This is a genomic window from Microvirga pakistanensis, assembly GCF_004458765.1.
Lineage (GTDB): Bacteria > Pseudomonadota > Alphaproteobacteria > Rhizobiales > Beijerinckiaceae > Microvirga > Microvirga pakistanensis.
On the sequence record NZ_SPJX01000640.1, the window covers coordinates 19,394 to 41,443 of the forward strand.

Annotated in this window: 18 protein-coding genes; 3 read left to right on the forward strand and 15 right to left on the reverse strand. The window is 60.3% G+C overall.

Going from position 1 to position 22,050, the window contains the following annotated elements; translation table 11 throughout:
• Positions 1-64 precede the first annotated feature (64 nt).
• The 11 genes from E4K09_RS24240 to nirB all read right to left on the reverse strand — a co-directional run bounded on the left by E4K09_RS24240 (position 65) and on the right by nirB (position 13,377).
• On the reverse strand, positions 65-1,357 hold the full coding sequence (locus E4K09_RS24240; protein WP_134500213.1) for a hypothetical protein: 1,293 nt from the start codon (positions 1,355-1,357) through the stop codon (positions 65-67).
• 96 nt (positions 1,358-1,453) lie between these two features.
• Positions 1,454-2,461: a zinc-dependent alcohol dehydrogenase gene (locus E4K09_RS24245; protein WP_134500214.1), complete on the reverse strand. Its 1,008-nt coding sequence runs from the start codon at positions 2,459-2,461 to the stop codon at positions 1,454-1,456.
• A 3-nt stretch (positions 2,462-2,464) separates the two neighbouring features.
• The gene (hisD, locus tag E4K09_RS24250) at positions 2,465-3,793 is read right to left on the reverse strand and encodes a histidinol dehydrogenase (RefSeq protein ID WP_134500215.1); all 1,329 of its coding nucleotides are present in this window, start codon (positions 3,791-3,793) and stop codon (positions 2,465-2,467) included.
• A 39-nt stretch (positions 3,794-3,832) separates the two neighbouring features.
• Complete coding sequence (locus E4K09_RS24255; protein WP_134500216.1) at positions 3,833-4,633, reverse strand: ABC transporter permease; 801 nt, start codon at positions 4,631-4,633, stop codon at positions 3,833-3,835.
• Positions 4,630-5,574 carry an ABC transporter permease gene (locus E4K09_RS24260; protein WP_134500217.1) on the reverse strand — a complete coding sequence of 315 codons (945 nt, stop codon included), beginning with the start codon at positions 5,572-5,574 and terminating at the stop codon, positions 4,630-4,632. The genes E4K09_RS24255 and E4K09_RS24260 overlap by 4 nt, the downstream gene beginning before the upstream one ends.
• Before the next feature lie 65 nt (positions 5,575-5,639).
• Entirely contained in the window at positions 5,640-6,758 is a 1,119-nt protein-coding gene (locus E4K09_RS24265; protein ID WP_134500218.1) for an ABC transporter substrate-binding protein, read from the reverse strand.
• Positions 6,759-6,790: 32 nt separating this feature from the next.
• A complete protein-coding gene (locus tag E4K09_RS24270; RefSeq protein ID WP_134500239.1) occupies positions 6,791-7,915 on the reverse strand; it encodes an ABC transporter ATP-binding protein in 1,125 nt (374 codons plus the stop codon).
• A 237-nt stretch (positions 7,916-8,152) separates the two neighbouring features.
• Positions 8,153-8,923, reverse strand: coding sequence for an SDR family NAD(P)-dependent oxidoreductase (locus tag E4K09_RS24275; RefSeq protein WP_134500219.1), 771 nt, complete (start codon positions 8,921-8,923; stop codon positions 8,153-8,155).
• A gap of 741 nt (positions 8,924-9,664) precedes the next feature.
• Positions 9,665-10,510: a formate/nitrite transporter family protein gene (locus E4K09_RS24280; protein WP_134500220.1), complete on the reverse strand. Its 846-nt coding sequence runs from the start codon at positions 10,508-10,510 to the stop codon at positions 9,665-9,667.
• 87 nt (positions 10,511-10,597) lie between these two features.
• On the reverse strand, positions 10,598-10,930 hold the full coding sequence (nirD, locus tag E4K09_RS24285; RefSeq protein ID WP_166802488.1) for a nitrite reductase small subunit NirD: 333 nt from the start codon (positions 10,928-10,930) through the stop codon (positions 10,598-10,600).
• Positions 10,927-13,377 (reverse strand): nitrite reductase large subunit NirB, encoded by a 2,451-nt coding sequence (gene nirB / locus E4K09_RS24290; protein WP_134500221.1) that lies wholly within the window; start codon positions 13,375-13,377, stop codon positions 10,927-10,929. The genes nirD and nirB overlap by 4 nt, the downstream gene beginning before the upstream one ends.
• A gap of 458 nt (positions 13,378-13,835) precedes the next feature.
• On the opposite strand from nirB, the gene E4K09_RS24295 reads away from it, so the two are divergent.
• The gene (locus E4K09_RS24295) at positions 13,836-14,741 is read left to right on the forward strand and encodes an SDR family oxidoreductase (RefSeq protein WP_134500222.1); all 906 of its coding nucleotides are present in this window, start codon (positions 13,836-13,838) and stop codon (positions 14,739-14,741) included.
• Here the strand turns inward: E4K09_RS24295 and E4K09_RS24300 are convergent.
• From E4K09_RS24300 to E4K09_RS24315, 4 genes are all read right to left on the reverse strand, one after another.
• Positions 14,704-15,552 (reverse strand): uroporphyrinogen-III synthase, encoded by an 849-nt coding sequence (locus E4K09_RS24300; protein ID WP_134500223.1) that lies wholly within the window; start codon positions 15,550-15,552, stop codon positions 14,704-14,706. The genes E4K09_RS24295 and E4K09_RS24300 overlap by 38 nt on opposite strands.
• 17 nt (positions 15,553-15,569) lie before the next feature.
• Positions 15,570-17,048 (reverse strand): siroheme synthase CysG, encoded by a 1,479-nt coding sequence (gene cysG, locus E4K09_RS24305; RefSeq protein ID WP_134500224.1) that lies wholly within the window; start codon positions 17,046-17,048, stop codon positions 15,570-15,572.
• A gap of 259 nt (positions 17,049-17,307) precedes the next feature.
• Positions 17,308-18,648, reverse strand: coding sequence for a CmpA/NrtA family ABC transporter substrate-binding protein (locus E4K09_RS24310; RefSeq protein WP_244610664.1), 1,341 nt, complete (start codon positions 18,646-18,648; stop codon positions 17,308-17,310).
• Positions 18,649-18,703: 55 nt separating this feature from the next.
• Positions 18,704-19,312: an ANTAR domain-containing response regulator gene (locus E4K09_RS24315; protein ID WP_134500226.1), complete on the reverse strand. Its 609-nt coding sequence runs from the start codon at positions 19,310-19,312 to the stop codon at positions 18,704-18,706.
• 1,262 nt (positions 19,313-20,574) lie between these two features.
• On the opposite strand from E4K09_RS24315, the gene E4K09_RS24320 reads away from it, so the two are divergent.
• Together E4K09_RS24320 and E4K09_RS24325 are read left to right on the forward strand one after the other, a co-directional pair.
• Positions 20,575-21,267: an ABC transporter permease gene (locus E4K09_RS24320; protein WP_166802489.1), complete on the forward strand. Its 693-nt coding sequence runs from the start codon at positions 20,575-20,577 to the stop codon at positions 21,265-21,267.
• Entirely contained in the window at positions 21,257-22,048 is a 792-nt protein-coding gene (locus tag E4K09_RS24325) for an ABC transporter permease (protein ID WP_166802490.1), read from the forward strand. Before E4K09_RS24320 ends, E4K09_RS24325 begins: the two co-directional genes overlap by 11 nt.
• The last annotated feature ends 2 nt before the right edge of the window (positions 22,049-22,050 follow it).

The following is a 22,050-nucleotide window of genomic DNA, read 5'->3' on the forward strand; positions in this document are numbered from 1 at the left end:
CGGGTTTTTGGGCTCTACCCAAATCGCCTGAGTGGCGTCGCCAAATCCGCATCGACCTCTAATCCTAAGAAGCCTCCGGATCGATGACATCGAGAAACTCGGTGATGATGTCGCTGCCGTTCAGCGGAGCGCTCCCAGCCATAACGGCGATTGAAAATCCAATAAGAGAGGAGATCGGGTTGTGCGTTGCCGCGCCGGAACGCAGGCACATCACAAGTGTCGGACACAAGAACAGTCCAAGGCGGATCACATTTCTCCAATCCTGCGGCAACATATCTCTCTGCTTGAGAGACTGAAGGAGCGGTCGCCAGATCTCCTCAGCCTTGACCTTCAAGAGCTCTCGTCTGACCTCGCTGAGAGACCAGTCCGTTGCGACATTCAAGATGCCTTCCCGATAAGTCGCCGACGCATTGAAGTTGTCCGCCGCGAGGGCGGGATCATAAAGCCAAAGCGGGTGTGCGAGCACATTGTGGAAGGTTGTCTTGATTTCCGCCAAGAGGGTCGGAACGTGCTCTCCGGCAAACGCTGGATCGAAGAAAGCCAGCGATGCGGCGCCATCGCGCTCTTCGTACCAGACATTGGCATTGTGCGCGTCCCCATGAGCCGTGACGCCGCCTGCGTCAGCAAGTCGGTCGGGCCTCAGGCGGTCGGCCGCGTCGTGAAAGAGCTCGCCCACGGTTTTCTCATACCGGGTGCCGTTCACGATGAATTGGCTGGAGGCGAACTCCTCCCAGTTCAGCGTCACACCGGGGAATTGAAAGCTCTTCCCCACGTAAAAGTTTGCGAGGCGGCCGCCAGGGAATTGTTTCGTCACGGGATCGATCAGCCGCTCGTAGAACAGGCGGTGCACAGGCTCGGCCCGAACCTGCTCGACAGTCGCGGGCGCGAGCGTCTCTAGATAAACCGACAGAACCGAGCGGGACAGCTTCCGCTCAGCCTCAACGGCCAGCCTGATCTGGCTCTCATCCGGTTCGAGGTCGAGCTTTCTTAAGACATCGGAGAAGCGTGGATCGGCGCGCCGCCGGTAGACAAGGATCTGCTCGCCGGGGAGCACCGACATCAGGACCGGCTGGTCGACGGGCAGTCCCGCCTTAGCAAGGATATCGGCACGATAATACTCGCCGCTCATGGCCTCTTCGCCCTCCTCCTGGTGGAACTTGAAGAAGAACTGGCCCGCTTCCGTCTCGAAGAAGCCATTGAGGGAGTTCAGGCTGTATTGATCGCGATTGATGACCAAATTCTGCGCTTCGACCTGAAACAGGTCCCGTAGCAGTTCCACGAGGAGCACCTCAGCACGACCATCTTTCTCCCGCGCGAGCTTTCTGATCTCGGCTGTGCGGCTGGTGATTTTGGCCATGATAAGAGCTCCCGGTCTGCGTTGCGCGTGCGCATCCTACGCGGCCCCGATTCATGGGACCTCGATTCCAGCTGACAGGTCAGAATCCTGACCTTGTCAGCTTATGCTAATGATCGTCTTCAGGGCCGTGCCGCGCCCCGACAACAGCCGCTCGTAGGTTGCCGGAACGTCCTCAAGGCCGATCGTTTCCGATATCCGCTCAAGAGAGGCTCGCAGGTCGTCCAGCATGGTAATCGCTTCAGGCAACTCATCGTTGAAGGCGTGACACCCGAGAAGGGCGATCTCCCGCTCGACGAGGATATTCGGATCGAAGTCGAGGGTTCCGTGGCTGATCCCGACCATGGCGATGGCCCCGCCCCCATGGAGCGTATCGAGCAGGGCCGCGATGGCCTTAACGCTGCCGGTTGCGTCCATCGCATATCTGAGACGTGTGTCACCTAAGGTGGCGGAGATTGCCCCTTTGGACAGATCGACATGCCGCCCGCCGACAAGCTCGGCGACTGCTCGCGCCCGCGCGCCGTTGAGATCAGCCAGAAGAATGGGCCCATCATGCGTTTTCGAGAGAATAATAGCGGATAGACCGCCGATCGTTCCGCACCCCACAATGAGCACAGGCTCTCCGGCGCGGGCATTCAATTTCCTTACCGCATGGAGAGCGACAGCCAGCGGTTCCGCCATGGCGGCCACTCTGGCTGGCAGTAATGAGTCATACCGATGGAGCAGGTAGGCCGGCAATTGCACCTCCTCCGCGAAGCCGCCATCGCAAACCTCACCCACGAAGCCAAGATTCTCGCAGATGTTGGTTCGCCCGCTGACGCAGGCAGGGCATGTGCCGCACCACACCCGCGAGTCCACGACAACCGCATCGCCGACATTGAAGGACGCGACATCCTCCGCAACGGCGGATACGACGCCGCAGAACTCGTGCCCGGCCACGGACGGTCGACGTGTGATCCACTGGCCCGTACGATAGTTATGCAGGTCGGAGCCACAGATTCCTGCGGCCTTCACCTTCACATTCACGAACCCGCTCGGAGGCTCCGCTGGAGGGTCAACATGCTCCAGGCGAAGGTCGCCGGCATCGTGGAGTCGGACGGCTCTCATGGTTCACGAGCCCTTCTTCAGATAGACGTCGCGCACCGGGGAGACGGCGTTGGCGTGGGACGAGAAGCCTTCATACAGGGCGAGCTCGTGCGCATGCTTCGCGAACTCAGGGTATGCGGAGGCCGTGACGTAGCCTATGGAGCTGCGCTTGACGAAATCCGTGACCGAGAGAGGGCCGAAGCTGCGCGCCCAGCGACTCGTCGGCAGAACCGCATTCGGACCAAGGCAGAAGTTCGCGATACTGACGGGAGTATGCAGGCCCATGAGAATTTCGGCGGCCTCCGTAATATGGCTGAGATGCGAGAATGGATCCTTCGAGAGGATCTCCAGATGCTCCGGCGCATAGGCATTCACGAATTCATAGCTCTCCTCATCCGAGGACGTGAGCACGATGCCCCCGCACTTGCCCGTCAGCACCTCCCTTGAAAATTTGACGCGCTGCTCGGTCATACGAGCCCAATGCTCAGGCAGCGCCGCCAATGCCTCCTCGGCAACCCGCCGGCTGTGCGTGACGAGATAGGCCGACGAATCGGGCCCATGCTCGGCCTCGATTAGGAGATCCAGCGCGGCCAAACCACCGTGGACCGTGTCGTCCGCGAAAATCATGCCCTCGGATGGGCCGGCTGGAACGCCCGTGTCGATCACGCCGGCGAGCAGGCGCTTGGCCGCAACGACCCACGGGCTCCCGGGGCCCACGATCTTGAAGGCAGGTTTGATGGTCTGTGTGCCGTACGCGACGGCAGCAACGGCCTGCGCACCGCCGACCTTGTACACGGTCTCAACACCCGCGAGACGAGCAGCCACCAGAGTTGCCGCGTCAACACTCCCGTCTGGAGCCGGTGGAGTTACGATCGCAATATTCGGAACCCCCGCCACAACTGCCGGAACGGATGTCATCATGGTCACCGAAGGGAACGAGCCCTTTCCACGGGGAACGTAGAGAGCGACGGACTGGATCGGCGTGAACCGATCACCGGCATAGGCCCCGGGGCGGATCTCCTTCATCCACATGGCTTCGGGCTTCTGCTCCTCGTGGAAGTGCCGGATATTCCTGATCGCGTATTCCACGGCCTTGATAACCTCAGGCTCGACGAGGCTGAAGGCTGCATCGAACTCGGCCTCTGTGACCTTGAGCGTGGCCTCAGAGACATCAGCTTTGTCCAACTCCCGGCCAAACCGTGCCAAGGCGGCATCGCCTTCCGTCTTCACAGCCTCCAGGATCGGCATCACCTTCTCGATGAAGCTCGAAATATCAGTCTCCGAACGCCGGAGGAGCGCCGCCTTTTGCGCCGCATCGAGCTTCGAATACTCGTGGAAGGAAACATTGCTCATCGTTCAATCCCTTGTGCTATTTCGTCCCTGCTGACGGGGCTATTTCGATTTGAGAAAGATATCGAGGCCGACCAGACGGTCGAGCAGTGTGACGGCCACACCGGCACACACAATGAATACAACCGAGATCGCTGCCAGATCGGGAGTGATGATCGACCTGATGCTGTTGTAGATCTGAACGGGAAGTGTGACGCTCCGGGCGTCCACGAGCAGCAGGCTGACCAGGAACTCGTTAAGACCTAAGATGAACATCAGGAGCGAGCCAGTGATCACCCCCGGCAGAACGGCCGGAAGCGTGATGTAGAGGAAGGTCTGGACAGGCGGCGCGCCGCAATTGGCCGCAGCAAGCTCCAGGTCGTTGCTGAGATTGCTGGCGCTCGCCGTGACGGCCCAGATCATGAACGGGAGATTGATGACGCAGCAGGCGATGGCAACCGGCCAAAGCTGACCGAGAGCGCCCGCATTGCCGAAGACGAGCATCAACCCAATTCCAGACCCGATAAGCGGAATGGTGAAGGGGAGAAGAAGGTAGACCTGGATCGTGTTTTCGAGCCGAACCTTGTACTTCGCCAGCGCGATGCCCGCCAATGTGCCGATCGGTATGGCGATGATCGTGTTGAGAGCGGCCACATATACGGAGCGGAAAAACGCATCCCGCAGATCGGTCGCGCTGAGGATGGCCGAGTACCACTTCAGGGAAAAGCCCTGAGGCGGGAACTCGATCATGTTGCCCGCCGTGAAGGAGGCGCCGAGCACCACGATCGTCGGGGCGGACAGCATGGCGATTGCCGCGAGCACGAACGCCCAGATCACGACTGACTTGCTTCGAGAGCCGCTCATTTCCGGCGTCCTCCCATGGCCAGGGTTCCGGCGCCGAACGCGGTGAATACCACTCCGACCAGAAGGGATCCTACAGCAACGAGCAGCAGCGAGAGTGTCGCGCCCAATCCCTGATCGGAGGTGCGGAAGAATTGATCGTAGATCGCATTCGCGATGAAATCCTGCGACCCGCCACCGAGCATCGCCGGTATGGCAAAGTCAGTGAGTGAAAGCGTCATCACGACGAGGCCGGCGCCGACGAGACCGGGCCGGGCGAGCGGAAGCACCACATGCCTGAAAGTCTTGAGCCAGGATGCTCCCAGGGATCCCGCGGCGGCTTCAAGTTCCTCCGGAATGGCCGTCAGTGCGGGAGCCAGCATGAGAACCGCGAACGGGAGCATATATTGAACAAGCCCAAACAGAACGGCAGGATAGTTATAGAGCAGCCGGAGCGTCGGAATGCCGGCGTGACCCAGGATATCGTTCACAATACCTTGGTTGCCCAGAATGATGAGCCAACCATAGGCACGCACTACCTGCCCGATGAAGAAGGGCAGGAACAACGCGACGAGAAGGAACTTCCGGAGAGCCGACGATGACGTGCGGACCATGAGGTAGGCATAAGGAAAGGCGAAGACCAGGGTGATGACCGTGACGATCAGCGATCCAATGATGCTGCGCCCCGCGATGGTGGCGAAGAACGGCTCGGTCAGGGCGCGCCTGTAATTGTCAAGCGAGTAGGCATCCGACAGCAAGAAGGTGTCTCGGTCGAGGACGCGCATGCTCGTGTCGGCGATTTGGATCAGCCCCAACACGAGAAGCCCCACGAGGATAAGAGCCGGAAGAAGAAAAAGATAGGGAACGGCGGCCCTGAAACTCGGTGGCCAGACGAACGCGACGAACGCCTCCAGCACATCCATGGCGCGCCACGTCAAAGGATACGCTACACGATATGTGCGCATGATAATGACCTTTGTCTGAGACAGACCCGCCGCAAAGAAGCTGCGGCGGGTGCGAGCAGCATACGTTAACCCTGCATGATCTGCTTGAACTTGGCGAACCAATCGCTCTCGTTCTGAACCTGAACCTTAGACGAGACGCGAATGAGGTTCTTGAAGTCTTCCGGCTTGGTCGGGTAAGATGGGTCATTCGCCAGATCGGCAGGCGGCGTCAGGCCGGGAACGACGCCGGGCAATCCGAGGCCATCCAGCCACACCTGCTGCGCTTCCTTGGTAAGCGCCAGGTTGATGTACTGCTTTGCCCAGTAAAGCTCGTTCGCGGGCAGGCCCTTTGGGATCCAGAGACCGTCGGTATCGAACTTGGCGCCCTCTTCGGGAACGACCCATTTGATGTCGATGCCGTTCTTGCGAGCTTCCCGTGCATTGGTCGAGATGGTGCACGCCGCGTCGATCTCGCCTTTCTGGAACCACGTCGTGAAGTCAGGGTCCTCGCCTAGAAGCGGCTCCTGCTGCTTCATCATAGTGACGAAGTCCCAGGCTGGCTGCATGTTGTTGGGAATATCCTCGATCTTGCCGCCGCCCGCAACTTGCGCGGGGAAGTGGAAGCCGATCCCATCGTTGTAGAACGCGATGCGGCGCTTGAGCTTGGGATCAAGCAGATCCTTCCAGGATTTCGGCGCGCCATTCGGAAAGGCTTCCGGGCGGTATGCCAGGACGTATACGTATCCGTAAGTGTTGACGATCGGGTAACCATCAAGGCCGACCGGCTTTGCAAGTTCGGTCGTACTCTTGAGGTTCGGCAGATCCGACAGATCCTCCGTGACGCCGCGCAGCGCGGACTTCGTGGCATTCGTGGTCGTGTCCCAGTTGATGTGGATGGGAGGTACTCGCTTCTGAGCGACTGCCGCCCATACCTTCGGCTGGATTTCGTTGTCCTCGGTCAGGTCATGGCGAACGGCAATCCCCGTCATCTTGGTAAAGGGATCGGATACGCCCGCCTTCAAGGCCTCGACCCAGCTGCCTCCCCAGGCTCTGACAATGATCTCCCTTGGCTTTTGAGGCTCCTGTGCGAAGGCGCGCGTTCCTCCCAGCATAGGCAGACCTGTCGCCGCGCCGGCAGCCGCCATCGAGTGAAGCAGGGTCCGCCGGCTGATCATCGTAGACAGTCGTTTGTCGTCGTTCGACATATTGCACTCTCCTCTGGCTTGGATTCTCGACCTTACTTTGCGAAGACATGAAGATCCTTCGCATTCCACCCGAGATGAACGATGTCACCCGGGCCGAATTGGAGATGACCGACAGGATCATGATCGAAGACTTTCATGAGTACGTCGCCAAGCTCCGCCACCTTGATTTCGTAAACGATGCGCTCGCCTTCGAAGATCGCGTCGTTGACCTGTCCTCTCACTTGCGTTTCCAGCTTGCCGAGCCTGTCCTGTGACGGGGCGATACGAACCTGCTCAGCTCGGATGGCGCATGTGCAGCGAGCAGCCTGCGCCAGGCCGGCACTGCCTGCCGCCAGGACGCCGACGAGCTCACGCCCCTTGCAGGTGAGAGTGACAGTGCTTCCGTTGGCGGAGACGGCGACGGCTTCGATGAAGTTCGTCACACCGATGAAGTGGGCGACGAAAGGGTTTTCGGGCGCCCGGTAGGCCCGCACCGGTTGTGCCTTTTGCTGGATGGCACCATCGTTCATGATAATGATCTCGTCGGATACGACCAAGGCCTCACGCTGGTCGTGTGTGACATTGATCGTTGTGACACCGAGCTCTTTCTGGATCCGCCGGAACTCCAGTTGCATCTCCTCTCGGAGCTTGACGTCCAGAGCCGCCAGTGGCTCGTCAAGCAGGAGAAGATCCGGCTCGAACACGAGCGCCCTGGCAATAGCGACGCGTTGCTGCTGCCCTCCTGAAAGCTCGTGGATCCTGCGAGTTCCGTAACCTCCAAGTTTGACAAGCTCCAGATAGCGCTCCACCTGCTTGCCGATGTTGCGGGCGTCATGCCGGCGCATCTTGAGCGGGAACGCAACGTTCTCCGCGGCTGTCATGTGAGGAAAAAGCGCGAGTTTCTGGAAGACCATCCCGATCGCGCGTTTGTACGGCGGGACGGCGTTGACCGGCTGGCCGTTAATGAAGATCTCGCCCACTGTGGGCTTCTCAAAGCCCGCGATGAGCCGAAGGAGGGTGGTCTTGCCAGAGCCCGAAGGGCCGAGGATCGTCAGAAACTTGCCCTTAGGCAGATCGAAGGATGTATCTTTTACCGCTTGGAAATCTCCGAAGGTCATCCCAACGTTTCTCACGGAAACAGCAATCGGAGTTACAGAGTTCTGTGCTCTGCTCGCCATTGCGGTAAAGCTCACATCACTCTCCCTAGTTACCCTCGTTACGACCAAATCCTTTGAATGCTGAAGAAGGCTGCAGGATAGAAATCCTGGCAAACTGTATCCTCAAGCGTCCATTCGATACCATGTTACGGGCACAAGCATCTCCGGCCCTCTAGCGCATCTGCTAAGACGCCCACCATGTATTGTCGAGACCGGTCTGTGATTTTCTCATCCGGCGAGCCGCCTTCAAGCTGGGCGTCAGATCGAGGCTAAGAAGCCGCCATCCACCGGGATGCAGTGGCCTGTCACGTACGCAGCGGCGTCGCTGCACAGAAATACGGCGACGCCGCCGATATCGGCGAGTTCTCCGAAGCGGCCCTGAGGTATCTTCGCCAGCATGCGATCCTGCCAATCCTGATCTGCATAAAACACCTCGGTCATGCTGGTTCGAAAATAACCGGGAGCGATCGCATTCACCCTTATGTTGTCGGGAGCCCATTCAGCAGCCAAAGCCTTCGTCATGCCAAGCAATCCAGCCTTCGAGGAGCCATAAGGGACTGCGGTTGGAACACCAACATAGGATGTGAGCGAGCACAGATTGACAATCGACCCGCTCTTCTGGCTCGACATGATTCGGCCTGCCGCCTGAGAACAAAAAAACGCACCCTTCAGGTTCGTGGAAACGATGCTCTCCCATAGGGCTTCGTCGACTTCCAGTGACGGCCTGATGTTTTCGAAGCCGGCGTTGTTCACGAGGATGTCCAGTCCACCGAGCGCCTCAGATGCCACCTGAATCGCGCTCGAACAGGATGCGACATTTCGGACATCCTGCTCGTAGGCAAAGCAGCGCCGCCCGAGGGCCCGAACCTGATCAGATGTTTCCGCGAGAGATGAGAGCGACCGCGAGGTGATGGCGACGTCCGCCCCTGCCTGGGCGAGCGCTACAGCGATTGCTTGGCCCAGTCCTCGACTTGCACCTGTGACGACCGCGCGGCGACCGCTGAGATCGAAAATGTCTCGGCTCGGCATTTTCCCTCTCATCTTCTATCCTTGGCGGAAAACAAAACATCTTTAGTGAAACATGTCTATACATAAGTTCGTGGATGTGAGGCTCGAGTGACCGGCACTCTTAGTCCGGAAATTCTCTGTCGAGATCAGGCACCCAGTTTGAAATCATCGAACGAAGTCCTGATGATCAGCGAAGGAGACAGTGAAATGATGTTACGGGCCACGGTTCAACGATTCTCTCGATAGATGGAAAGCGTCACCAACCCCGCAGCGCGGGCCGCCGAACGGCCTTCTCAAGATTTGGGGTGATGAGTTCGGCCTGTCCCTCCGGTCACGACACTCATTACGCCGCTGAAACCCTATGCCAGCGTCTGATCGCGGCCGTGAGGAATCTGAGCCTGAGCTGGAACGGGCAGCATTTTGCCGCCGGCATCGGCGTCGCTCAACTTAATGAAAAGTACGCCTCGATCAAAGTTCGTCGTGCACTAGGCGTCCGAGACCTGCTATGCAGCCAAGCGTGCCGGTCGCAAGTGCGTCAAGATCCATGCTGCCGCTCTGTAGCGCACCTGGAAGTTTATCTCCGCCGTGATGAGAAGTGGCGGCGTGAGACCCGCCGCATCAGCACGATCTCACCCACCTTTTCATCCTGATCAGTCTCCTGCCCTTTTCGGAATGCTGCCCGATCGGGATCGTCAGGGGCACGTCATCGAACCACCGTCAATGGAAGTCCCGCACCCGGGCGGGACTCCAATCCGCGTCTGATCACTCGGCCGGGACAGCGGCCATGCCCACTCGGAGATCGGCTTTGCGCTTCGCGCCGGTGCGCATATGGGTCGAATAGAGGGTCAATCCGACGAAGGCGAGGCCACCGACAAGATTGCCGATAACGGTGGGGATCTCGTTCCAGATCAGATAATCCATAACCGAGAAGTTGCCGCCGAGCAGGAGGCCTGAAGGAAAGAGGAACATGTTGACGATGGAATGTTCGAAACCCATGTAGAAGAACAACATAATCGGCATCCACATGGCGACCACCTTGCCAGAGACCGAGGTCGAGATCATCGCGCCGACCACGCCGGTCGCCACCATCCAATTGCAGAGCACCCCGCGGATGAAGAGCGTGAGCATGCCCGCTGCGCCATGGGACGCGTATCCTACTGTGCGGCCCTCCCCGATCACGCCGATTTTCTGCCCGACCGCATCGGGCGCCTGGGTGAAGCCGAACGTGAAGATGATCGCCATCATCACCGCTACCGTGAAGGCGCCCGCGAAGTTTCCGACGAAGACCAGGCCCCAATTACGCAGGATAGCGGCCACGGTCACGCCGGGCCGCTTATCGATGAGAGCAAGGGGAGCGAGCATGAAGACGCCGGTGAGCAAGTCGAAGCCCATCAGGTAGAGCATGCAGAAGCCCACCGGAAACAGGATTGCGCCGGCGAGCGGCTGACCGGTCTGGACGTTGATGGTGACTGCGAAGGCGGCGGCAAGCGCCAGAATGGCGCCGGCCATATAAGCTCGGATCACCGTGTCCCGAGTCGACATGAAAATCTTGGATTCGCCGGCATCGACCATCTTGGTGACGAATTCGGCAGGTGCGAGGTAAGCCATCGAAGTTCCTTTCCCTGAATGCGGTGCAGCCGAAGTTCAGCAAGTGGCTGCAATGGTGGTCGTGCCCGAATGAGCCTGTGGTGGCATTTACGCTGCTCTGGCCATGAGGGCGGAGGCTGCGAGCAGGATGCGCGCGCCGTTGATCCGCAGCGGAATCTTGTGGGCGCATCCTTGATCCGCGCCCTGCGCCTCGCCGCTCTCTAGGCTGATCACCCAGTTGTGCAGCGGACAAGTCACGGAATGGCCGTGCACGATGCCCTGCGACAGGGGACCGCCCCTGTGAGGACAGCGATCCCGAAGTGCGAAGAGTGTTCCGTCCGCCGCCTTGAACACCGCGATATTCCCTCCGGGCGCCTGCACGACGCGCGATCCGAGAGCCGGCACGTCGTCGACTGCTCCTACATCCATCCATTCGCTCATTCCGCCGCCTCCGCCAAAGTGAAGTTCGCCATGGGGTTGAATTCGTGCGCATCGCGTCCGGCCGCACGTTCGGCCCACGGGTCGACCTGCGCCCTGCGCTGCGAGATTTCGAAGCGCTCGAAGAGAGCACGGCGCTTCTCGCTTTCATCAACCACGATCGCGCGGATCGCATCCAGGCCGACACGGTCGGCCCATTTGTACATGCGCTCTAGATAGCGGCCCTGCTCGCGATAGAGCTGTGTCAGGGCCACGATGACCTCGATGCACTCGTCTTCCTCCGCAACCTTGCAGAGCAGTTGCGTGCCTTTGATGTGCAGGCCGGCCGCACCTGCAAAATGGATCTCGAACCCTGAATCAACGCAGATTACGCCCACATCCTTGCACGTCGCCTCGGCGCAGTTTCGCGGGCAGCCCGAGACGCCCATCTTGACTTTCGCGGGCGTCCAAGAGCCCCACATGAACTTCTCGATCTTGATGCCGAGACCCGTAGAATCCTGCGTCCCGAAGCGGCACCATTCCTTGCCGACGCACGTCTTCACCGTGCGCAACCCCTTGGCGTAGGCATGCCCCGAGACCATTCCGGCCTGGTTGAGGTCGGCCCAGACGGCGGGAAGGTCCTCCTTGCGTACGCCTAGGAGATCGATGCGCTGACCACCCGTCACCTTCACGGTCGGGATATTATATCTCTCCGCGACGTCCGCGATCGCGCGAAGTTCCCGTGGATTGGTGAGGCCGCCCCACATGCGCGGAACGACCGAGTATGTGCCGTCCTTCTGGATGTTGGCGTGAACGCGTTCGTTGATGTAGCGGGAGCGGCCGTCGTCCTCGTACTCCTCCGGCCACTCGCACAGAAGATAATAGTTCAGAGCCGGGCGGCACTTGGCACACCCGCAGGAGGTCTTCCACCCGAGTTCCTGCATGACCGCCGGGATCGATGTCAGCTTCGCCGCTCGGATGAGACGACGCACCTCGTCATGGTCGAAGTCGGTGCAGCCGCACATGGGATCGGTGGCGACACGGGAGAACTTGTCCCCGAGGGCCAGCGCCATCACCTGCTCGACCAGGCCGGTGCAGGTTCCGCAGGACGCCGAGGCCTTAGTATGAGCCCGCACGTCGGCGAGGGTGGACAGGCCTTTGTCGTTGATCGTCTGAACGATCTTGCCTTTGCACACGCCGTTGCAGCCACAGATCTCCGCATTGTCCGGCAAGGCGGCGACAGAGGCCACCGGATCGAGCGCCGCGCCTCCCCCATAGGATTGGCCGAAGATCAGCGTGTCGCGCAGGTCCGACATGTCGGTTTCCTGGCGCATGAGATCGAAGAACCACGCACCGTCCGCCGTTTCACCATAGAGAACCACGCCGACGATACGGTCGTTCCTGAGGACGACGCGCTTGTAGATCCCGCGGGCCACGTCGCGCAAGACGATGTCCTGCGTGTCGCTGGCTTCGCTGAAATCCCCTGCCGAGAAGAGGTCGATGCCGGTGACCTTCAGCCTCGTTGCCGTGACGGATCCGGCATAAGCGGCCGTTAAATCGCCTGCGAGCTGCGCGGCAACCACCTTCGCCATCTCGTAGAGCGGTGCGACGAGACCGTAGCAGGTTCCCCGATGCTCCACGCATTCACCGACGGCGAAAACGTTGGGATCGCTGGTGCGCATGTCGTCGCCGACGATGACGCCCCTGTTCGTCTCTAACCCCGTCTCCTTGGCGAGAACTGCGTTGGGTCTGATGCCGACAGCCATGACGACCATATCGGCGGGAAGCTCGGTGCCGTCATCGAGCATGACCCCGGTGACATGCGTTTCGCCGAGAATCGTTCGGGTGTTCGCGTTGCAGCGAACCGCGATGCCACGCTCCTCCATCGCGCGGCCCAGGAGATACCCAGCCGATGGATCGAGCTGGCGCTCCATCAAGGTCGACATGAGGTGGAGGACGGTCACGTCCATGCCCTGCGCCTTCAGGCCCGCAGCAGCTTCGAGCCCGAGGAGGCCGCCGCCGATGACAATGGCCCGCCCTCCCCTTCGCGCCGCAGCCAGCATAGTGTTGACATCATCCAGATCGCGGTAAGTGACCACTCCGGGCAAGCTCGCCCCTGGAACGGGAACGATGAACGGCAGCGAGCCTGTCGCAATCAGAAGCTGATCGTAGTCCGCCGTTGTTCCGTCGGCGGCCCTTACGCATTTCGCGTCACGATCGATCTGCACAATCTGCTTGCCGCGATTTAGGGTGATCCCATGGGCCTCATACCACGCGTCGTCATGGATGATGATGTCCTCGTAGCCCTTCTCGCCCGACAGGACCGGCGAGAGCATGATGCGATTGTAGTTGACGCGCGGCTCAGCGCCGAAAATGGTGACTTCGTATAGATCGGGAGCGCGATCGAATATCTCCTCCAGCACACGGCCTGCAGCCATACCGTTTCCGATGACGACGAGCTTCTTGGGCATCCCAGTCTCCCTGAGAATGTAGAAAATCGACGGCGTCTCCCTGACACGATGATGCAAGCACGATATCGCCGCCTGAAGTGACCACGTGCGGCTTGCGCAGCACCCAATCGATTCATGCGACGTCGTTGTCGGAGCAATGCCGGATGAGAGGCAAACAGTCTGACATCCCTGGTCAGACGGTCGAGCGAGGTCTTTGGACTTCGTTGTCGCGACCCGCGTTGGTCTTGAAAATTAACGAGTGCACGCATTTTGCTCAAGGAGATAATTTGAGCACAGTGGCTAACATGCGGTCAGCCCCATGCCCTTGGACTGATCAGCGTGACCGTTTACGTTTGCTGATAATCCTTCCCAGCAAAGGAAGAGCACACAGGTTGCTAGGCCCGGATCGAAGATTTGCCGGTTCTCACTCTTATCGATAAACTCCAGTCAACCCTCGGACATTCCTGCCTTGTCTCGTCATGAATATTTTCGTCTTCGGAGCCGGTTACACGGCACAGCAATTTATCGGCACCTACCGCCAATACTTCGAGCGGATCGGCGGCACCTTTCGCTCCGATAGGAAGGCGGAAGCCTTGAGGGCCGCCGGGATTGTTCCCTCCTTCTTCGATGGAGAAAGATATGATCCCGCCATTCTCGCCGAGATAGGCCGCGCCGATGCCCTGCTCGTGGCAATACCGCCCGCCTTCGGATCCGATCCCGTCCTGAGATCGCTTCTCGATGCCATCACGTCGGCCCCTCGCCTGCGCTGGATCGGATATCTTTCGACCGTCGGCGTCTACGGTGACGTCGCCGGCGCATGGGTCGACGAGAATACGTCGCTGAGCCCTGTCAACGAGCGCTCGCGTCATCGAATCGCCGCCGAGGGGCAATGGCTCGATCTCGGAAAGGACGCAGCCTTCTCGGTCCAGATCTTCCGCTTGGCTGGCATCTACGGGCCAGGACGCAACGCTCTCCTGAAACTCGCGGAAGGAACGGCTCAGCGGCTCATCAAGCCCGGACAGGTTTTCAACCGAATCCATACCGCCGATATCGCGCAGGTCCTTATGGCGTCCATCGATCGCCCGAACCGCAACGCGGTCTACAACGTCGCCGATGACGAGCCCAGCCCTCCCCAGGACGTGGTGACGTATGCGGCTCACCTGCTGGGGCTTGAGCCACCCGCGGAGGTCCCGTTCGCAACAGCCGATCTCAGTCCCATGGCCCGCTCCTTCTACCAGGACAACAAGCGGGTTCGGAATACCCGCATCAAGAGCGAGCTGGGGGTGAAACTTCTCTATCCCACCTATCGCGAAGGTCTCGAGGCGCTCCATGCCGACGGTGAGGGTGTCAGGGCACTGGCTGCAAAGGTCGGACGGGAGGCGTAGTGCTCGCGTCGGAAGCCAGCCTCCTGCCGAGTGCCACGACCATAGGCTTGAGATGGAAGCTGTCCTTCGGCATCACCGAAACAGGCCAGCCCTCTTCTTCGACGGCCTGCGCGGTGACCGGGCCAACAGCGGCAATCGTAGCCCTCTGCATCGCCGCATTGAATTCCGTTGTCCGGCCGATCCGTCGCGCGACGTCTTGAAGCCGACGCACCTGCGCCGTGCTGGTGAAGGCGATCATGTCGATAGCCCCCGTGATGAGATCCTCGATAAGGCGGGCAACCTGCTCGTCCTCCTCCTCGGAGGCATAGCGGTAGCAGAGAACGGGGTCGGCCTTGGCGCCAGCCTCTCGCAGACATGCGGTCAGCAGATGCTCGCCTCCGGGATAAAGCTGCACGCCGACACAACTGCCTTTCAGCTCCAACGCAGACAGGGTCGCCATCAATCCGGCGGTAGTGGGGGCCGCGGCCGTGATGTCCGGAGCAAGACCGATGCTCCGCAGGACCTTGGCGGGCTTCGGTCCACGGACGATCTTGCGCGTCCGCCGAAGGCCGGCAATCACCTCGGCCTCGATCCCGCTGCGCCGCGCGAGCCCCAGGAGACGACTTAGTCCCTCCCCCGTGTAGATAACGAGGCTGTCGTGCCGCCCCTCGGCGAGCCGCCTGATCCATGCCTGAACAGGTGCGGCATCCTCCACATCGTGGATCGACACCAACGGGCAGCGAACAGCAATAGCGCCGTTCCGTTCGAGCATGTTCGCGAACAGATCGAGCTCGCGGCTTTCCGGCACGGCGATCCTTCGTCCCTGCAGCATGATCCGTCGTCCTTTGCTTACGCTTCCACGAGGAGCCGCCGAGCCGATGCGGGAACACACCGGAGGCCCGACAGACCAGCCCTGCCGAAGACGCGGCCGATGCCGATGATGACCGGCTTCGCAGAATCGCGTCGGCTGCTCGCCTCGCCGAGCTCCGACATGGGCCCGGCCCAGCGCTCGTCACCTCGGGACACGCTCGACACCATCACCGCAGGCGTGTCCGGAGGGAAACCTTCCTCGACCAGTCGCGCTGCAATGGCGCCTGCCGTTCCTCCAGCCATGTAGAAGATTGTCGTAGTGAGAGGATCCGCTAAGCCGTGCCAATCCAGATCGGCCGGCAAGCGCCCCGTCTTCGCACACCCGGTCACGAACCGGACCGATTGCGCCATGTCGCGATGGGTCAGGGATACACCTAGCGCCGATGCCAACGCGATGCCGGCCGTGATGCCCGACACAACCTCCACGGGGATTCCGGCGCGCTCCAGATGTTCAATCTCCTCCCCGGCCCTGCCGAAGATCATGGGATCTCCCGACTTCAGGCGAACCACATGCTTTCCCTGCAGGGCCAGACGGGTCATGAGATCGTTGATGTCGTCCTGGGCGCAGGACGCATGCCCTCCCCGCTTCCCCACCATGAGGCGCTTCGCTTCACGGCGGGCGAGTTCGAGAACGTCCTCCGAGACCAAGTCGTCGAAGAGAATGACGTCGGCCGCTTGAAGCGCCCGTACGGCCTTGAGGGTTAGCAGCTCCGCATCGCCGGGCCCCGCGCCGACAAGCGTCACCCGCCCCACGGCTCCGACAGGCTGCGATGCGATGTGTCCCAGGACGGCATCAACGCTCGATCCTATGGCCTCCGGCGGACGGCCCTGGAACGCCAGATCGGCGAAGCGCTCCCAGAACGCACGACGCGACGGCCCCGGAGACAGTTGCTCCATCACGCGCACCCGTATCGCCTTGGCGAGCGAGGCCCATGAAGACAGAGACGGATGCAGCAATGTCTCGATGCGACGCCGGATGGCCTGGCCTAAGATCGGCGCGGCTCCATCGGTCGAGATGCCGATAACGACCGGTGAGCGGTTGACAACCGAGCCGAACTGAAAATCGCAGAAGCCGGGCTTATCGATCACATTCGCCGGCACGCCGGATCGCCGCGCCGCCGAAGCGAAGGCCGCCGCCTCGCCTTCCTCCTCGAGATCCGAAACGGCGAGGGTGGCATCCTTCAGGATCTCGGGCGTCCACCTCTTGCGGTGCAGGGTCAGGCGGCCATCTGCCGCTCCGCGCGCCAGCAGGGCCTCCATCTCGGGGCCGATCTCCGTTGCATAGACATCCACATTGGCCCCCGCCGCGGCGAGAAGCTCCGCCTTCCAGGCGGCGCCCAGCGATCCGCCGATGAGCACGGCCCGCTTGCCGCGCAAGTCGAAGAAGACCGGGAGCTTGGCGAGGCGGCCCAAGCGGCCCGGTTCGGCTTCGGTCGGCTTTCTCAACGGCTGCAGCATCAATGACCTCCGGATATCCTGCGGACAAGGTTGCTCGCCGGTCGTGAGAACCTTGCCTGAACGCAAAAAACGCCGCGCGATGAACCACATGCCGCTGTCACGGCACTGCAATCCATCATGCGACGTCGTTGTCGGGAAAATGCCTCGTCAGAGGGCACGCACAGGCGATCATCGTTGATCGGCACTGCTGATCAGGGCTGGACACGACTTCATTGTCTGACCAAATCTCGGGAAAAGGTTAGCATTGCACAGACTTTGCTCAAGTCGATTGTTTGGGCACAAGGCGCCTATTTTCTGGCCCGGTTGCGTACTTCGCCGCCGTAACGCTCTCGTTCGCCCTGATCGCAAAGCCGCTCACGTATCCTGGGATGTCGCTCGGGTCGAAGGCGCGCCGATCGATGAACACATCCGGGTCCGGGATGAGGTCCCCGTCCGTGGCAGGAACGACGGTCGGAGTGGATCCAGCGCCCTCCACCTTGCTGTCGACGGCGGGAACGGCCGTTGCCGAGCCTGCGAGTGCGCTGCGATAGATATCTGGCCGATACGCCGCCTCAACCCGGGGAAGGCAGGCCTCATCGTAGGCAGCCTGTCCCCAGCGGACCATCTGACTGTAGATCCAGCGGGCCTGACTGAGCCAAGGAAAATTGGCCGCCTGCCCATGGAACATCAGGTAATTCCTGGTCGATCGCGTTCTGCCGCCAGGGTCGACCGTAATCTCCCCCTTCAGAAGGCGCAGGATCATATCCGGCGAGACACCCACGTAAGCCGGATCACCCAGCATATGGGCTAGGCAGCCATGATTGTCGGGATCGTCGCACCAGCGGGCGGCGGCATCCAGCGCAACGATCAGGCGGGACAGGGTCTCCGGGTTCTTGTCCGCCCAGTCGGTGCTGACGCCCAGCACCTTCTCTGGGGCGGACGGCCATATGTCGGCTTTGGTGGCGACGATTCGGCCCACGCCCTTCTCGACTGCGATCATGTTCCAGGGAGCGTTGACGCAGAAACCGTCGATCGCCCGTGCGGCGATGGCATCCACGGTCAGCGGCGGCGGGACCACCGTCATCATGACGTCGACATCCGGGTCGATGCCGCCGGCTGCCAGCCAGAAGCGGAATTCGTAGTTATGAGACGAGAACGGATAAGTCATGGCGAAGACCAGCGGCTTGCGGCCGCTACGTCTTCGCCGTTCAATCACTGCCTTCAAGGCAAGAGCATTTGCAAGCGCATCCTCCGTGCCGTCGAGGCCGGCGGCCGCCTGCATCTCGCGATACAGGTCGAGTGAGAGCGTCATGCTGTTGCCCCCGCGCCCAAGGCTGAAAGGTGTGAAGCACGCATAGGGGTTCGAGCCGATCCCCAGCTGCGAGGCGACCGGCATCGGGCTCAACATGTGGGCGACGTCGAACTGCCGGAAGGCCAGCCTATCGCGGATATTCGACCATGACACATCCTTGACGAGTTGCAGGCGGATGCCCTCACGCCGGGCGAAGCCCTGCTCCTCCGTCGCGACAAGCACCGCCATATCGAGGAGTGGAATGAAGCCTGCGCGCACCAACCGCTCCTGCGAGGGCTGACCGGTCTTCCGGACAGGGGTATCACCCAACGGTCCTGATTGACGCACGGGATACTCTCCGGATGCTTGGGAATCCAACACGCGATTATTTCTCCAGAAGCGAAGCCGCCGTAACGACGCTCTGCGCGATCTCGGCGAGCTTTCTTTTCTCGTTCATGGCTGTTTGTCGAAGAAGCGCATACGCTTCCGCCTCCGACAGCTGCCGGGTCCTCATCAGAATTCCCTTGGCCCGCTCGATGATCTTGCGGGACGCCAGCTCGTTGCGCGCTGCCGCCAGCTCACGCTGCAGGCGGTCGAATGCTTTGAACCGGCTGATCGCCATATCGACGATGGCCTTCACCCGCTCCTTGCGCAGCCCGTCGACCACATAGGCGGATACGCCCGCTTCGACCGCAGCCTGGATCATGCTCTCATCGGATTGGTCCACAAACATGGCCACAGGACGGGAGACGAGCTTGGAGACCTGGAACATCTGCTCGAGCACGTCGCGGCTGGGATTCTCAAGCCCGATGATGATCACGTCCGGATCGATGGTGCTTAGCCGGCGCAGCATGTGGGTCATCGTGTCGATGACTTCCACGTCCGCGATCCCGGCCTCCCGGAGCCCGTCCAGCAGAACGGCCGCCTTGAGGCTATCCTCCTCAAGGATCGCAACACGAAGGGGCCGCTGACCTGTTTGGGTATCTTTCGTCAAGTTGACGGGAACTCTCGATGTCGATGCTCACATGAATCATCAAGCAAACTGCCAAGCAAGTTTCAGGCCAAAGTCGCGCGCAGGGGAAGCCGCGAGGCTGAGGCCAATTTGCCCAAACTCCAGGCATTTCGTGCCGGCCTGCCGCGCGATTCATCGGCAATTCGGCACGGTCTGCCCATGGCGGGGCCGATGCGCTGTCTTCAGGTACTCCACGATCATCGGGCACCGCCGGTCGCGCAACCTCCTCCTGTAGTTCGTGATCGCGGGACCGCAATTGCGGCATTTCCCTGTTTCACCTTCTCAAGCGTACCGATCTGATCCGAGACCAGCGAGCACAGCGCCTTTGTGCAAGGGCTTAGCAACACCCGGCAGCGAGACCATGCATAGGTGAAACGCGAGTCCCTATCCGAACGCGAGTGATGTGAGGTAATCTTGCGAACACTGCAGCAAATCCTGCTTCGCTGGCGTCAGGCGAGCGCGCCTGTCGCGGCTTTCCACAGCCGGTGCGCGTGAGCGGCGATGTTGATGAGCATTTCGTTCAGTCACCAGACATCGCAAGGGCTCGCCTGCTTGCAACGCAGGCGCCGGGCGCACTCTGGACCGAATCTCTTTCCAACGCCTGGATCGTCTCACAAAACACGACCGGGCCCGCTCGAGAAGATCGCGTGAACCCCTTTGAGCAGATGCTGAACGGGCTGCTAGCTTTCAAGAACTCACTTTCGAAGTGTCCTACGAGTTGTTCCTCCGCATCTGCCCGTCAGTCGCGCTGAAACATGAAAACAATGGCATTTCGAAAGCCATGACGGCACTCAACGAGCAGCTCGCTTAGGAGCACCTCATCATGAATGTCGTTCCGCCCCCAACCGAATCTGCATAATGGAAGATTGTCTGTCAATCTTATTGACGTACATTCATGACCGTGTTTCTCTTCATGAGATAGAAGCCGAACCACTTCAGGCTCGGCCCGCGAGGTAATTTACAGGTCAATAACAAGTCAGGTCAGCGCCAAATCTGTACTCCCTTGTTACAGCCCTCATGCAAGCGTGCTTGGCGAGCGGCTCCAGAGAGGATTTTGTACCTTGTTATGGAAAAGCGTGGGTTTCTCTGCTCCACCGACGGCAAGTATCTCGGCTGTGTCCATGCGAAACAATCCGCGTCGTCTTATGCGCTCCTTAAGGTTCGTTGCCGACATTCCGCTCGCGAACGTACTTAAAGGCGCATCAGGTATCGCTTTATCGGTCCTGCTCTGGGAGAGTGCTCGCATGCTGGGGATCGTAGATCCTCGCGACGTGCCCTCTTTCGCTGCAATTCTTCAGGCAGCGGCAAGCGGCATATGGGGTGGAGAGTTGCTTTTCGTTGTTCTGGCAACGATGAGCACCTGGGCGCCAGGCCTCCTCATTGCAGGGATTGCGGGAGTTGTCGCCGGAGTAAGCTTGGCAATGCTCCCGCGCTTGGAGATCGCAACCCGGCCTCTCCTGGAGTTCTTACGCCCGATTCCATCCGTCGCCATGATCCCTGTCGCCTTGCCGATTCTTGGTATCGGGCTTGAGCTGCAGCTCTTTATGATTGCTTTCGCGAGTATTTGGCCTGTTCTCTTTGCCACCAAAGCCGGCGTAGAGAGTGTGGACCCGCGCTACATCGAAACAGGACGCATGCTCGGCTTGAGCCGGTTGATGCAAGTCGTCCGCATCGTTCTTCCTAGCGCATTGCCGGCCGTCGCTACGGGTCTGCGAACAGCCTCGGCAATTGCACTTGTACTCGCCATTACCGTCGAGATGCTCACTGGCCAACCAGGGCTTGGCTTCTACATCGAAAATGTTCGCCTAAATGGGCTGATCACGGAGATGTGGGCAGCGATCCTGGTGACAGGTGTGACAGGGTATTTGGTCAACACCCTGTTCCTTTCAATCGAGCGCGTGGCCCTGCCTTGGAGTCCCGACAACCGTGACCAGTAAACGCTCCAATATCGCCCCTCTTGCTTGGCAAGTCTCGACGCTTCTCGCGGTGCTCGTTGCTTGGCAATGGGCGGCGGTGACCAACCCGACGACGCATTTACCCCCCTTGCAACTCATCTTCACCAGATATCTGGACCTCCTCTGGGGCGATCTTCTATGGAGCGCCGTCGCTCCGAGCATCCTCCGATTATTGATCGGCTTTTCTATCGCGGTTCTATTTGGCGCGGTTCTTGGAATTGTCATCGGCTCTCTGCGCTGGTTCGAGCCCTTCCTCCGCCCGGTGATCGAGTATCTTCGCTTCATTCCTGCGGTCGCCGTCCTGCCAGCGGCTCTCCTGGTCTTTGGTGCGACAGACACAATGCGCATCTTTGTCATCGCATTCGGCTCGGTCTTTCCGGTCCTGCTTGCCGCGATCGACGGCGCGCGTCGCGCTGAGGAGTTGTTGACGGACGTCGCCAGGATCTGCGGCCTATCAACTGCGGAGCGACTGTTTCGGGTCACATTGCCGGCTGCTTCGCCACTCATCTTTGCAGGCATCCGTATCGCGCTCAGTATCGCCCTGGTGATGATGGTGATCTCAGAACTCATCGCGGCCGATAATGGACTAGGGTACTACATCCTTCGTAGCCAGCGATTGTTCCAAACAGCGAACGTCTATGCGGGCGTTTTGATGATCGGAACGATCGGGCTGGTACTAACCCTGTTTCTCCTCACTTTCGAGAAACGTGTTTTAGCATGGCATCGGGGCTGGCGTGGCCTGTCCAATACAAAAAGCGCGTAGGA